This window comes from Pseudomonas putida (assembly GCF_003228315.1).
Taxonomy (GTDB): domain Bacteria; phylum Pseudomonadota; class Gammaproteobacteria; order Pseudomonadales; family Pseudomonadaceae; genus Aquipseudomonas; species Aquipseudomonas putida_S.
In genome coordinates, this window is sequence record NZ_CP029693.1 from 6572954 (window position 1) to 6586785 (window position 13832).

Annotated in this window: 14 protein-coding genes; 11 read left to right on the forward strand and 3 right to left on the reverse strand. The window is 62.0% G+C overall.

Translation table 11 applies throughout. The features are described from left to right. Nucleotides 1-34: 34 nt before the first annotated feature. Nucleotides 35-1003, forward strand: a complete 969-nt coding sequence (locus DKY63_RS30940) for a glycine betaine ABC transporter substrate-binding protein (protein WP_110967608.1) — start codon at nucleotides 35-37, stop codon at nucleotides 1001-1003. A 116-nt stretch (nucleotides 1004-1119) separates the two neighbouring features. Here the strand turns inward: DKY63_RS30940 and DKY63_RS30945 are convergent, their stop codons facing one another. Next, entirely contained in the window at nucleotides 1120-1878 is a 759-nt protein-coding gene (locus tag DKY63_RS30945; RefSeq protein ID WP_239499348.1) for a sulfite exporter TauE/SafE family protein, read from the reverse strand. A gap of 102 nt (nucleotides 1879-1980) precedes the next feature. Between DKY63_RS30945 and DKY63_RS32815 the strand changes: the two genes are divergently transcribed. The 7 genes from DKY63_RS32815 to DKY63_RS30975 all read left to right on the forward strand — a co-directional run bounded on the left by DKY63_RS32815 (nucleotide 1981) and on the right by DKY63_RS30975 (nucleotide 10100). Next, nucleotides 1981-2706 (forward strand): aminotransferase class I/II-fold pyridoxal phosphate-dependent enzyme, encoded by a 726-nt coding sequence (locus DKY63_RS32815; protein WP_239499349.1) that lies wholly within the window; start codon nucleotides 1981-1983, stop codon nucleotides 2704-2706. Then, the gene (locus tag DKY63_RS32820; protein WP_239499350.1) at nucleotides 2633-3466 is read left to right on the forward strand and encodes a PLP-dependent aminotransferase family protein; all 834 of its coding nucleotides are present in this window, start codon (nucleotides 2633-2635) and stop codon (nucleotides 3464-3466) included. The genes DKY63_RS32815 and DKY63_RS32820 overlap by 74 nt, the downstream gene beginning before the upstream one ends. A 683-nt stretch (nucleotides 3467-4149) precedes the next feature. Then, a complete protein-coding gene (locus tag DKY63_RS30955; protein ID WP_110967610.1) occupies nucleotides 4150-5505 on the forward strand; it encodes a spinster family MFS transporter in 1356 nt (451 codons plus the stop codon). 84 nt (nucleotides 5506-5589) lie between these two features. Then, a complete protein-coding gene (locus DKY63_RS30960) occupies nucleotides 5590-6564 on the forward strand; it encodes an AraC family transcriptional regulator (protein ID WP_110967611.1) in 975 nt (324 codons plus the stop codon). A 96-nt stretch (nucleotides 6565-6660) separates the two neighbouring features. Further along, nucleotides 6661-7782 (forward strand): NAD/NADP-dependent octopine/nopaline dehydrogenase family protein, encoded by a 1122-nt coding sequence (locus DKY63_RS30965; RefSeq protein ID WP_110967612.1) that lies wholly within the window; start codon nucleotides 6661-6663, stop codon nucleotides 7780-7782. After that, nucleotides 7782-8780, forward strand: coding sequence for a 3-hydroxybutyryl-CoA dehydrogenase (locus DKY63_RS30970; protein WP_110967613.1), 999 nt, complete (start codon nucleotides 7782-7784; stop codon nucleotides 8778-8780). The genes DKY63_RS30965 and DKY63_RS30970 overlap by 1 nt, the downstream gene beginning before the upstream one ends. A gap of 69 nt (nucleotides 8781-8849) precedes the next feature. Beyond that, nucleotides 8850-10100, forward strand: a complete 1251-nt coding sequence (locus tag DKY63_RS30975; RefSeq protein WP_110967614.1) for an OprD family outer membrane porin — start codon at nucleotides 8850-8852, stop codon at nucleotides 10098-10100. A 19-nt stretch (nucleotides 10101-10119) separates the two neighbouring features. Here DKY63_RS30975 and DKY63_RS30980 read toward each other — a convergent pair whose 3' ends face one another. Further along, entirely contained in the window at nucleotides 10120-10278 is a 159-nt protein-coding gene (locus DKY63_RS30980) for a DUF2986 domain-containing protein (protein WP_110967615.1), read from the reverse strand. Between the two features lie 246 nt (nucleotides 10279-10524). On the opposite strand from DKY63_RS30980, the gene DKY63_RS30985 reads away from it, so the two are divergent. From DKY63_RS30985 to DKY63_RS30995, 3 genes are read left to right on the forward strand one after another with little or no spacing between them, the layout of a single operon-like run. Further along, nucleotides 10525-10800, forward strand: a complete 276-nt coding sequence (locus tag DKY63_RS30985; RefSeq protein ID WP_110967616.1) for a metal/formaldehyde-sensitive transcriptional repressor — start codon at nucleotides 10525-10527, stop codon at nucleotides 10798-10800. A 7-nt stretch (nucleotides 10801-10807) separates the two neighbouring features. Beyond that, a complete protein-coding gene (dmeF, locus tag DKY63_RS30990; RefSeq protein WP_110967617.1) occupies nucleotides 10808-11734 on the forward strand; it encodes a CDF family Co(II)/Ni(II) efflux transporter DmeF in 927 nt (308 codons plus the stop codon). Between the two features lie 9 nt (nucleotides 11735-11743). Further along, nucleotides 11744-11932, forward strand: coding sequence for a DUF1289 domain-containing protein (locus DKY63_RS30995; protein ID WP_110967618.1), 189 nt, complete (start codon nucleotides 11744-11746; stop codon nucleotides 11930-11932). A 273-nt stretch (nucleotides 11933-12205) separates the two neighbouring features. On the opposite strand, the gene DKY63_RS31000 is transcribed toward DKY63_RS30995, so the two are convergent. Further along, nucleotides 12206-13528: a DUF1329 domain-containing protein gene (locus tag DKY63_RS31000; protein WP_110967619.1), complete on the reverse strand. Its 1323-nt coding sequence runs from the start codon at nucleotides 13526-13528 to the stop codon at nucleotides 12206-12208. Between the last annotated feature and the right edge of the window lie 304 nt (nucleotides 13529-13832).

Below are 13832 nucleotides of genomic sequence, written 5' to 3' on the forward strand. Positions count from 1 at the left end.
TGCCCCCAATAAAAACGATTCGGAGCGTCTGATCATGAAAAACCGCAAGCGTGTGCTGGCCTCATTACTCACCCTCGGCTTGCTCGCAGGCAGTGCTGCAAGCCAGGCCTCGGGATGGTGCGATTCGGGCAAACCGGTGAAGTTCGCCGGCCTGAACTGGGAAAGCGGGATGCTGCTCACCGACATCATGATGATCGTGCTCAAGGACGGCTACGGCTGCACGACCGACCAGATGGTGGGCAACACCATCATTCTCGAGACTGCGCTGGCCGGTAATGACATCCAGGTGTTTGGCGAAGAGTGGATGGAACGTAGCGAGGTCTGGAAGAAGGCCGCGGCCGCGGGCAAGGTCATCGGTGTTGGTGGGCCGATCGTCGGCGGGACCCAGGGCTGGTACGTGCCGCGTTATGTGGTCGAGGGGGACAAAAAACGCAACCGGCCCGCCCAGGCGCCCGAGCTCAAGAGCGTCGCCGACCTGAGCAAATATCCGACGGTGTTCAAGGACTCGGAGGAGCCGTCCAAGGGACGCTTCTACAACTGCCCGGCAGGATGGATCTGTGAGCAGGACAACACCGAGATGCTCAAGGAGTACGGCCTGGAAAACACTTTCACCAACTTCCGCCCGGGCACCGGCGCGGCCCTGGATGCGGCGGTGCTGTCCAGTTACAAGCGGGGTGAGCCAGTGCTGTTCTACTACTGGTCGCCGACGCCGTTGATGGGGCAGATCGATGCCATCCGCCTGGAAGAAAAGCCCGGCGTCGACAAAAACGTCGTGACCATGGTCGGCCTCTCCAGCACCTTTCATCAGCAGGCGCCTGAACTGGTCTCGGTGCTGGAGAAGGTCAATATTCCCATCGAGCTGTTGAACCAGAACCTGGCGCGCATGACCAGCGAGCGCATCGAATCACCGAAACTGGCCAGGATATTCCTCAAGGAACACCCGGAAGTCTGGCACGCGTGGGTCGATGAGACGGCGGCGAAAAAGATCGAGGCATCGCTCTAGAAACCTGTAGGAGCGAGCCTGCTCGCGATGGACGTCAACGATAACGCGGGCTGTCTGGATGAGCGCGTTGCCTGAACCTCCATCGCGAGCAGGCTCGCTCCTACAGTTGTCTTCTATCAGGCGAGATACCCCGAAACGCCATCCCACAGCAGCTTCACCGCCGTCACCACCAGCAGGCCGTAGCAGGCGCGGTACATCTGGCGCTGGTCCAGGCGTGCATGCAGTCGCCAGCCCAGCCAGACCCCGCTGGGCACGGCCAGCAGGCAGATGCCCATCAGGCTCAGGACGTTGCCTGTCGGTTTGGCCAGCAGCAACCACGGTGCGGCTTTCATCAGATTACCCACGGTAAAGAACATGCTGGTCGTCCCGGCATACACCTGCTTGCTCAGGCCCAGCGGCAGCAGGTAGATCGCCAGCGGTGGGCCGCCTGAGTGCGCCACCATCGTCGTGATGCCGGATGTGAAGCCGGCGGCCACCGCCTTGGGCGACGAACGCGGTCGCACCCTGACTTCACCGCCGGCCTTGAACCAGAGACCGACAAACACCAGCGTGATCGCCGCCATCACGATGGCGACCACGCGGTGGTCCACCACCCGGAAAAACAGGTAGCCGATGCCGATGCCCACCACCAGCCCGGGTACCAGCAGTTTCAGGTCCGGCTTCGACCAAGTGGAGGGTTTCCAGTAGCGCAGGCCGAACAGGTCCATGGCGATGAACAGCGGCGCGAGCAGGCCACCGGCAGTGATCGGGTCCATCACCAGCGACAGCAGCGGAATGCCGACGATGGCAAAACCGCCGCCGAACGCGCCCTTCATGAAACAGATCAGAAAGACGCCGGCGAAGGTGACAAGGATCGTGGTGAGGGTCAGGTCCAAAAGGCGCTCTCCTGTGTCGGGGTATTTCATTGCGCGTGGCTGGGTAGCCATAATGTCAACCACAACCTGTCTCACAAAAAGTGCCAGTTTCGAGGTTTTTTCATGGGCCAGTTTTCCAGCCGCAATGGCGCCGTCACGCGTGGTGCGGAGCGCCGGATCTATGCCGGTCTGCGGGCGCAGATAGAGCAGGGCACGCTGGCTGCAGGCACGAAACTGGTGTCGACCCGGGCCCTGGCTGTCGAGCTTGGCGTATCGCGAACGACAGTCACGGCAGCCTACGAACAACTGGCCGCCGAAGGTTTTGTCATCACCACCAAGGGCAAGGCGGCCACTGTTGCCCCTGTGATCGGCGCTCCGTCGGTACACGCCCAGAAGCAGACGGCATCGCCACCCATATTGTCCCGCTACGGCCAGCGTGTGGCCGGCATCACGCCCTACAGCATGGCGACACCCCATGCCCGCATCGATTTCCGGTACGGCTCGGTCGCCACCCGTGATTTCCCGGCGCTGGGTTGGCAGCGCGCTTATCGCAGCGAACTGGTCAAGCGCCAGCCGAGCCAGGCTTACGGCCAGCCCGAAGGGGAGGCGCGCCTGCGCATGGCGTTGCAAGGGTATCTGCGACGGGCGCGGGGCCTGACCTGCGAGGCGGATCAGATCCTCGTGGTGCATGGCTCGCAGCAGGGGCTGGACCTGTGCGCGCGCCTGCTGCTGAACCCGGAAGATGCCTTCGTCTTCGAGGACCCCCGGCTATCGCATGGCCCGCTACAGCTTCGAGGCCACGGGCGCGATGGCGCTGCCAGTCGCCGTCGACGGGGCCGGGCTGGATAGCGGCGCTCTGCCGGAAAATGACCGCGTGCGCCTGGCCTACGTGACGCCGTCGCATCAGTTTCCCATGGGCGCGGTGCTTTCAGTCGCGCGTCGCCTGGAGCTGTTGGAGTGGGCGCATCGGCATCGCGCCTGGATCATCGAAGACGATTACGGCGGCGAGTTCCGCTACGGCCAGCGCCCCATCGATGCGTTGCAATCGATGGATACCCAGGCGCGGGTCATTTATGTCGGGACCTTCTCCAAGGCCCTGTCGCCGCAGCTCCGGCTAGGGTATCTGGTGCTGCCACGGGAACTGGTCCACGTGTTTCGTGAAGCCAAACGGCTGACGGATCGCCACTCGCCGCGTTGGGAACAGAACGTGCTGGCCTCGCTGATCGAAAGCGGCACCTACGAGCGTCACGTCCGCCGCCTGCGCCGCAGCAACGAACAGCGGCGCAAGGCACTGCTGGCAGCGTTCGAGCAGCATCTGGCGGGATACGGGCAATTGGTCGGCGTGGCGGCGGGCCTGCATGGCGTGCTGCTGTTGCCGACGCTTCGTGCCGGGGACGAGGCGCGGTTGCAAGTGCTGGCGCTGGAGCGCGGGGTAGGGGTGTATCCGCTGTCACCGCTGTTTGCCGATGCCGCGTCACCCGCGCCGGATCGGCCCGCCGGGCTGATCCTGGGCTACGCCGGGCTGACGGTGCAGGAGATACAGGAAGGGATTGGCCTACTGGCCGACGTCATCCGCAATATTGCCCATGAGCCTGATACCCACCTGTAGGAGCGAGCCTGCTCGCGATGGCGTCAGGTCAGTCAATGTTATGTGGCTGATAAACCGCTATCGCGAGCAGGCTCGCTCCTACAGTGGTCTATGGCCAGACGCGAATATTGAGTACACCCGTTGAACCAGTGGGAGCGGGCTTGCCCGCGATGGCGTCAAGTCAATCAACATTTATGTGCCTGACAAACCGCTATCGCGAGCAGGCTCGCTCCCACATTGGTCCTTGGCCAGTCCCGGATATTGCGTCCACCCTCTGAACCTGTAGGAGCGAGCCTGCTCGCGATGGACGTCAACGATAACGCGGGCTGTCTGGATGAGCGCGTTGCCTGAACCTCCATCGCGAGCAGGCTCGCTCCTACAGTGTTTTTGGGAAACCTGCGAATCTCTGACTAAAGAAATCCCCAGTACGCATGGGAGATTTACTGGCAGCAGGTGCTGTTCCTCTTGATACCGATCGGTCATCCACTGACTTACCTTACCCAAAGCGATGCGCATCGTCGCTGCGGTCCGCTTCATGGGACCCGCCTTGCAGTCAAACCATAACAACAAGAGAACTGAGCATGTCCAAGCCCACCGTAGTTTCCATTCCTCCTGAAATCTGCCCTCCATCGCCCAACACACAGCGCGGCTGACCGGTTGCCCGGTCAAGCATCCGAACGGATTCCAAGAGGAGCAAAAAACCAGTGAATATCCAGGTCGATAACGCCGTCCTGCAGCAAAAGAAAACCTATTTCTACGAGTGGTACGTGGTGGGCCTGTGCATGGTGGCCTACATCTTTTCATTCGTGGACCGGCAGATCCTTGCGCTGATGATCGAGCCGATCAAGGCCGACTTGCAGCTCAGCGACACCCAGTTCAGCCTGTTGCACGGGCTGGCCTTTTCCCTGTTCTACGCGTTCATGGGCATGCCCATCGCCTATCTGGCCGATCGTTTTTCCCGGCCGAAGATCATCGCGGTCGGGGTGGTGTTCTGGAGCCTGACCACGGCTGCTTGCGGGTTGAGCAAGAACTTCCTGCAGATGTTCCTCGCGCGCATTGGCGTGGGTGTCGGTGAGGCGGCGCTGTCACCCTCGGCCTACTCGATGTTCAGCGACATGTTCCCCAGGGAGAAACTCGGTCGCGCGGTGGGCATCTACTCGATCGGTTCGTTCGTTGGCGGTGGCCTGGCTTTCCTGGTGGGCGGTTATGTGATCGCGCTGCTCAAGGACATGAACACCATCGAGGTCGCGGTGCTGGGTGCGATGAAGGCCTGGCAGCTGGCGTTTTTCATTGTCGGTTTGCCCGGCATTCTGGTCGGCTTGTTGATCTGGCTCACCGTGCGCGATCCGGCGCGCAAAGGCTTGCAGGTGGATGAGCAGGGCCGGCCGAAGAAAGTGGCGCTGAGCGATGGTTTTCGCTTCCTCGGTCGTCACCGCGCCACCTTCACCTGTCACTACCTGGGCTTCTCGTTCTACGCCATGGTCCTGTTCTGCATGATGAGCTGGAGCCCGGCGCTTTATATCCGCAAGTTCGGCCTGACCCCGGTCGAGGCCGGCTACATGCTCGGCACCGTGCTGTTGCTCGCCAACACCGCCGGTGTGCTGTTCGGTGGATGGCTGACCGACTACCTGGCCAAACGCGGCCATCAGGATGCGGCGATGCGCACCGGTGTGATCGGTGCCCTCGGCATGGCGGTGCCGGCCGTGCTGTTCCCGCAGGTTGACCAACTGTGGCTGTCCGTGACCCTGCTGGTGCCGGCGATGTTCTTCGCCTCGTTCCCGATGCCGGCGTCGACCGCAGCCATGCAGATCCTCGCGCCGAATCAGGTGCGTGCCCAGGTCTCGGCGGTGTTCCTGCTGATCAGCAACCTGCTGGGCCTGGGGCTGGGGACCACGCTGGTGGCGCTGTTGACCGACCGCTATTTCGGTTCGCCCGCGGCGGTGGGTTCGTCGATGTCGCTGGTGATCGTCGCGGCATCGGCCTTGACTGTGCTGCTGCTCTGGCGCGGCTGCCGCTGCTTCCGCGAAAGCCATGCCCGGGAGCATGCGACCCGGGGCTGATTGACGTTGCCCATGATCTGCGCCTGGCCTCGCCCGATTTCATCGGTGCGAGGCCGCTTCGCTTCCTGATCGGGAGAACCCCTGATGCTCAATGACGTACACCTGCTGGAACGGCACCGCTTGCTCAGCTCGGCCGATTACCGCGAGATCAAGGACAAGGTCAGCCATTACCTGTGTCCGCACAGCTTCAACGTACTGAGGGACGAGCCGATTCACACCCGGCTCAATGGCGTGTTCTTCGGCGACGCGGCGCTGCTCGACCTGAGCTACGGCGCACCGGTGGAAGTCACCATCGGCGACATCGCCGACCAGTATCTGTTTCGCATTACCCTGCAGGGCCAATGCGAAGTGGCCCACGGGCGGCGCAGCGCGGCGATGCGTTCGGGTTGCCTGAGCGTGTCCTCACCGTTCGCGCAAAGCCGCATCGTCACTGATGGCGAGTGCCGCAACCTGATCCTGCGCATCGACCGTGATGCCCTGGAAACCCAGCTGCAACGGCTGCTCGACCGCAGTTTGCAGCAGTCGGTGATCTTCGATGTCAGTGTCGATCACCTGGGCGCCGGCGCCGTCAGCCTCTATCACACCCTGGACTACATCTGCCGGCTGTACGGCAGCGGCGTCGACGGCTCGCGCCTGGCCGGCAACCTGTCCGAGTACCTGATGCAGTTGCTGCTCACGCAGTTGCCGCACAACTATTCGGCGGACCTGTTGAACGACTCGCGGGCGCCGCTGCCGCATCACGTGAAGAAGGCCCGGGATTACATCGAGGCGCACCTCGACGAGCCGATCAGCATGACCACCCTGAGCGAACTGTGCGGCGTGTCGGTGCGCACCTTGCAGAACGGCTTCAACCAGTTCCTCCAGCAGGCGCCGCTCAACTACATCCGCGACCGCCGCCTGGCGGTGATCCACGAGTCGTTGAAGCAGGGCAGGGTCGGTGAAACCGTCACCGACATCCTGTTGCGTCACGGGATCAACAGCTTCGGGCATTTCTCCAGTGCCTACCGGCAACGCTATGGCTGCCTGCCGTCGGACACGTTGCGGCGGCAGAAGCATTGAGGCGGCTGCGCAATTCGGGAATCGGTTGCGCAATCGGGTAAGTCGCCGGGGGGATGGCTCGATAGGATCGAGTCACTAATAAAAAGGAGCATTTGCATGAAGATTACCGTGCTGGGTGGTGGTCACGGCTGTTACGCCGCTGCTGCAGAAATGGCCGAAAAAGGCCACTCGACTCGCCTGTGGCGTCGTGACAGCGCAGCGCTCAAGGAACTGCTGGACATCGGCAGCCTGACCATCAAGGACTATCGCGGCACGCGCCAGCTGTCGATCGGCAAGCCGGGCGACAAGCTGTCGCTGACCGACGATCTGGCCGAAGCGTTGGGCGATGCGCAACTGGTGATCATCCCGCTGCCGTCGACTTCCCACGAAGACCTGGCCCGACACGTCGCGCCGCACCTGCACGATGGGCAAGTGGTGTTCCTGCCGCCGGGCACTTTCGGCAGCTACGTGTTCGCCAAGGCCATGGCCGATGCCGGCAACCAGAGCAAGGTCGCCTTCGCTGAAACCGGCACGCTGCCGTATCTGGTACGCAAGCATGGCGCCAGCGATCTGGTGATCAGCTGCTACGCGACCCGCCTGCCGACCGGCGTGTTCCCGAGCAACCTGTCCGAGCACGCGTTCGCGGTACTGCGCGAGGCCTATCCAAGTGTCGAACCGATCGAGGACGCCTTGAGCGGTGCGCTGATGAATGCCGGCCCTGTCATTCACCCGCCGCTGATCATGATGAACGCCGGTCCCCTGGAGCATTTCGAGTCCTGGGACATTCACAACGAGGGTACCCAGCCATCGATCCGCCGCGTGACCAACCAGCTCGACGCCGAGCGCATGGCCGTGCGCGAGGCCCTGACCTATGGCGCGCCGCACTTTCCCCTGGCCGATCACTACAACACCACCGAAGGCGAGGAGTGGATGTACGGGCGTGGCGCCCATGGCAAGTTGACCGACAGCGGCGACTGGCGTGAAGACATCGACCTGCAGAAGCACCGCTACATGCTCGAAGACACTCGCTTGGGCCTGTCCTTCCTGGTGTCCGTCGGTCGTTGGGCCGGTGTGCCGACGCCGGTGGCGCAGGGCCTGCTGAGCATTGCCTCGGCGGTGGCCGCCCGTGACCTCTATGCCGAAGGCCGCACCCTGGAAAACCTCGGGCTGGCCGGACTGGACCGGGCACAGATGACCGAACTGCTTGGCTCTGGTTGCAAAAGCGAGGGCTTCAACTGATGAACGCCGTGCTGCCGAATGTCAGCGTGGTCGGCGCCGGGCGGATGGGCGAGGGCATTGCCTTGGCGTTCATCCATGCCGGGCTGCCCGTCACCCTGATCGACATCAAGGAGCGTGCCGAGGACGAGCGCCGCGATTACTTCGAGCGCGTGCGTAACAACGTTCGCGGTGAACTGCGGATGCTGGTGCAGCTGGGCATGCTGGTGCCCGAGCAGGCGGACGTGGCGCTGTCCCGGCTGACCCTGCAATCGAGATCCCACGCGGCGGCGACATTGCGCCAGTGCGACCTGCTGTTCGAAGCGGTGCCGGAAGTCATCGCGGTCAAGCAGGAGACGTTCGCCTGGGTCAGTGAGCATGTCCCGGCGTCCTCCATCATTGCTTCGACGACCTCGACCTTCCTGGTCACCGAGCTGGCGGAAATGGTCGGCGCGCCTGAACGTTTCGTGAACGCCCATTGGCTGAATCCCGCGTACCTGATGCCACTGGTGGAAGTCAGCCGCAGCGACGCAACCTGCCCACAAGTGGTCGAGCGTCTGCTGCAACTGCTCAAGCGTATCGGCAAGGTGCCGGTGGTGTGCAATCCGGTGGCCGGCTACATCGTCCCGCGCATTCAGGCGCTGGCGATGAACGAGGCGGCACGGATGGTCGAGGAGGGCGTGGCCAGTGCCGAAGATATCGACACCGCAGTGCGGGTCGGCTTCGGCCTGCGGTTCTCGGTGCTGGGCCTGCTCGAATTTATCGACTGGGGCGGCGGCGACATCCTCTACTACGCCTCGCGCTATTTGAGTGGTGCGCTGGCCCCGCGTTTCGAGTCGCCGCAGGTGATTGCCGACAACATGCAAACCGGCCGCAACGGCTTGCGCGATGGCCAGGGTTTCTACGACTACCGCGAGCTGGATGTGGACGCCTACAAGCAACAGCGGCTCGGCGACTTTGTGCGCAAGCTGCAATTGTCAGGGCTGACGCCCGCGTTCGAGGGCGCTCTTGAGCGGCCCTGATCCCGGCCTCCTTTTACTTCGACTCCTATAAGCACAGTGCCCCGGCACATACAAACGTGGAGATGTGTGATGGTTCATGGAAACCGGCTTTGCCGTGGGCTGGGTATCGCCAGCGTAATGGGTTTGACCTGTTCTTCATTGTCGGCCCAGGCCGATGTGATCGATGACAGTCACTTCAAACTCGATACCCGCAACTTCTACCTGCACCGCAACTACACCAATACCAATGCGCCGGTGTCAGAAGTGCACAGCTGGTCCCAGGGCTTCGATGCGCAGTTCACCTCCGGCTACACCGATACGGCCCTGGCCATCGGTCTGGATGTGGATGCGCAATACGCCGTGCGCCTGGACTCATCGGGCAACGACGGCTCGTTGCCGTTCAGTGTCAGCAAGCAGCAGACGGCCGATGACTACAGCCGCGCCGGCGCCACCCTGAGGATGCGCTACGCCAAGACCGAGTTGAAGGTCGGTGATATGCGTCCGCAACTGCCGGTGGCGTTCGATGACACCAGCCGGCAGCTGGACACCATCTACCAGGGCGCGGTGGTCGAGTCCAAGGATGTGGACGGCCTGACATTGACCGGCGGCCGCTTCTGGTCGGCGGTCACACGGGAATCGTCCAACCACGAGAAACTGTACAAGTGGGGCACCACTGACAATCTCGACAGTGACGGCCTGGACTTTGGCGGGGCCACTTACGACATCACCAAGAACCTGCAAGCCAGTTACTTCTACGGCGTGGTCCACGATATTTACCAGCAGCACTATTTTGGCCTGACCCACATGGCCGATTTGGGCAGCGGCTACAAACTCAAGACCGACCTGCGCTACTTCAACAACAACGAAGACGGCAATGCGCTGGACGGTCCAATCGATAACCGTGCCTATGGCGCCCTGTTCACCTTGACCAAGGGTGCGCACATGTTCGGCGTCAGTTACCAGCGCATGCTCGGTGACAGCATCTTCCCGACCCTCAACGGCTATATCCCGCAACCGTACCTGGTGAACTGGTCGTCGCTGGCCTTCATTCGCCCTGATGAAAAGTCCTGGTCGGCGCGCTACGGCTATGACTTTGTCGGGATGGGCATCCCGGGGCTGAAGTTCTACAGCCGCTACACCAAGGGCACCAACTGGGACCGTGGCGGCAACCTGAGCGACAACCAGGAAAGCGAACGCAACCTGATGCTCAGCTACGTCATACAGAGCGGGCCCCTGCAGGGGCTGGCGGTGGATTTGCGCAACATCGACGTGAAACAGAAATACGGCTACGACTACAACGAGTACCGTTTTGCGACCACCTACACCTGGAAGTTCTGGTAAGTCGTTCCGACTACAGCGATCAACTTTCGATGGACGCGGTTGAGTCATCATCGGACTCAGCCGCCAGCTTCAGGCGGTCAGCCTTGCTGATGTACTTGGGCTTCTTTGGAGCCAGTTTGGCATTGGCCTTTTTGGCGTGGGCTTCCAGCAACTGCTTGATCTTTTTGCGGCGATTCATGGTGTCTACTCGGTCTGTAACTTTTTGAATGGTATCAGATCGAGACATCCGACCCGCCCGGCCCTTGCGATTTCCCTGTGGGAGCGAGCACGCTCGCGATGGACGTCAACGATAACGCGGGCTGTCTGAATGAACGCGTTGTCTGGACGTTCATCGCGAGCATGCTCGCTCCTACACAAACGCCGCCTTGCCAATCTCCGTCCCCCGGCGCATCATGCTCGCCAATATAGGGTAGGGGGGTATGCTATGTCGCACACCAAAGCTGGAAAAGACCAATTGCTCAAGCGCGTCAAACGCATCGCGGGCCAGGTACAGGCCATCGAGCGTGTGCTGGAGGGCGATGGGGACTGTGCCAAGACCCTGCATCTGGTGGCGGCGACCCGTGGTGCGATCAACGGTTTGCTCGATGAGATCATCGAAGACCACGCCCGTGAGCACGTCGCCAAAGCGGGTTTGACCGACGAAGAGCGGGCGCAGGGCGTCGAAGAGCTGCTCGAAGCCATTCGCCGTTATTCGAAGTGAGGCAGCCATGAGCACTTACATTCACAGCCACAACTTCCTCGGCGCCGGTCACGATGACAATGCGCGGCGCACGCTCTGGGTGGTGATCCTGACCGTGGTGATGATGGTGGGCGAAATCGCCGCCGGGTACATCACCGGTTCCATGGCGTTGTTGGCCGATGGCTTTCACATGGCGACCCATGCCGGGGCCTTGGGGATCGCCGCGGCTGCCTATGCGTTTGCACGCAAGCATTCGGACAATGCCGCCTACAGCTTCGGCACCGGCAAGGTGGGCGATCTGGGCGGATTCGCCTCGGCGTTGATTCTCGGTTTGATCTCCTTGGGGATAGGCGTCGAGTCGGTCATGCGTCTGTTGCAGCCGACCCAGGTGCAGTTCGGCACGGCGACCTTGATCGCCGTGGTCGGCCTGATCGTCAACATCGTCAGTGCACTGCTGCTGGCGGGCGGCGCAGGCCATGATCACGGGCATTCCCATGCCCATGATCACAGTCATCATCATCACGACCATGCCCACGGCGAAGACAACAACCTCAGGTCCGCCTACGTGCACGTACTGGCGGATGCGGTCACTTCGGTGCTGGCCATTGCCGCGCTGCTGGCCGGGAAGTTTCTCGGCTGGGTGTGGCTTGATCCGGTCATCGGCATTGTCGGCGCCGTCGTCATCGCCCGTTGGGCCTGGCTGCTGATGAAGGACACTGCCGGCGTGTTGCTGGACAAGACCGATGAGCACGTGGCCGAGGAGATCCGTGAACTGCTTGGCCAGTGCCCGCAGCTCAACATCACCGACCTTCACGTCTGGCGCGTGGGTCCGCAGGCGCGGGCGGCCATCGTCAGCGTGCAGGGTTCGCCACAGCTGTCTGCCGATGACGTACGCAACGCGTTGAAGCCGGTCCATGAGGTCACGCACCTGACGGTGGAGTACCGCACCGCATGAGTGGCAAACATGGCTAAAGACATTGAAAACCCCTGCGTCTCGCTATGCCAGCTCAACAGCGAGCTGTGCGTGAGCTGCGGACGCACCCGGGAAGAAATCCGCAAATGGCGCGGCATGAAACGGCCGGAAAAGATGGCGACCGTGCAGAAGGCCACGGCGCGCATGAAGGCGATCACTAAAAAGAAAAACCACCGCTAACCCCCTGAATAACCCTGTGGGAGCGAGCCTGCTCGCGATAGGGCCGGCACATTCAACATCCATGTCGCCTGACCCACCGCCATCGCGAGCAGGCTCGCTCCCACAGGGGATCACCGGCTAGCAGCAACTTCCAAAAACACATGGAATTACTGTAGGAGCGAGCCTGCTCGCGATGGACGTCAACGATAACGCGGGCTGTCTGGCTGACCGCGTTGTCTGAACGTCCATCGCGAGCAGGCTCGCTCCTACAGGGGTTGCGGTGATATCGGGGTTCTAGCGAATCCCCGTCCCCGCCATCGCCTCCGGCACCCACTGCGCCGTCGACAGCGGCTCGGTGTAGCGAATCCCGCCGTGCGGCCCGACCACGCCATTGATGTTGTAGGTGCCTCGCGACAGGTCGTAGGTCATGAACGGCGTGGCATCCGGCACCTGCTGGTCATAGCTCTGGCTGAAGAAGGCAAAGGAGCCGCGATAAAGCTGGCCACCGCTGTCGTACTGGTCGGACGCCAGCGCGGCCCAGGTGTCTTCATCCAGATAGAAGCGGCGCTTGCGGTAGATGTGCGTGGCGCCCGGCTTGAGGTTGCCCTCGACCACGTAGACCCGGTGTTTTTCCCAGCGTACGAAATCCGGGGAAATGAAGTTCGGGGTGGTGAGCGATTTGGCGTCGTGCACGTAGGTCAGTTTGTAGGTGTTGTAGGGCACGATCATTTCCTGCTTGCCCACCAGCGTCCAGTCATACAGCTCCAGTGCGCGGGTGGTGCCCGGGTTGGGGGTGTCGTAGGCGAGGATCGAAATCTGTTTGACCCGGCGCTGGCCCGGCAGGTATTGCCAGGCGCGGCCCGGGTACTGCACCGGGTTGCTGGCGTTCTTCAGCATGACGGACTCGCCGGCGCGGCGTGCAGGCCCGGTGTAGGACAGTTTCAGCTGATGGTAGATGTCCGAGTTGTTGAACGGCTTGGACAGGTTTTCGTAGATCGGAAACGACACGAAGGCTTCGCCGCTCACCGCCAGGCTCGGTACGCCCGCCGCGTCGACGTTCCAGGAATCGTACTTGGAGTGGATGTTGACGCCCTGGTAACGCAGCAGGAAATTCCACATCGCTTCGGCGCCCGATTGCGGAATCGGGAAGGGCACGCCGGGCAGCACATTGTCGATGGCCGCTCCACCGTCCAGGGATTTGGCGGCGGTGGCATTGCGCCGGCTGTTGTTCAACACCGCCTGGGGCAGCGAGGCCGTGCGGTGGGTCGGGTAGACGTCGATGCGGTATTCGGGATAACGCCGGGCCAGTTCCACGGTGGTGGCGGTCAGCATGTTTTTGTACTGATCGATGTTCTTGCCGTTGATCACCAGCAGCGGCTTTTCGTTGGCGAAGGGGTCCGGGCGCATGCTGTCGCCGGTCTTGAAGCTGGCGGGGGCGGTGGTCAGGCCGCCGTTGTAGGGTGGGATCGAGCCATCGGCGTTGCCGGCCCTTTCGGCGCCGACCAAGGTCAGGCTGGTGCCCAGGCGGGCGGCTTCCTGACTCGATACAACGGCGTGGGCATCGAGGCCCAGGGTCAACAGCGGCAGAGCGGCCATCAGGCGTTTCACGAATGTCATCTTGTTATTCTCCTGCCGGGCGTACCGGCAACTCGTGACTGCAGTGGAACAGTCGCGTACGGCGCTTCTAGCGCCGGAGGTTTTTTGTTGATGACATTAAAAAGCCCCCGAGAAGGGGGCGCTTTTCATTTGACGACAGTCCTTTCGCTATTGATGACAGCTCGGACTATTCCGCCTGGCCGGGTTTACACAATCCCGACAAACGACAGAATAAACAGGACGATCACCACGGCACCGACCAGGTAAATGATGTTGTTCATGACTTCACCGCTCCATTCAGATTGGGGTGTGGAACAGACAGGTA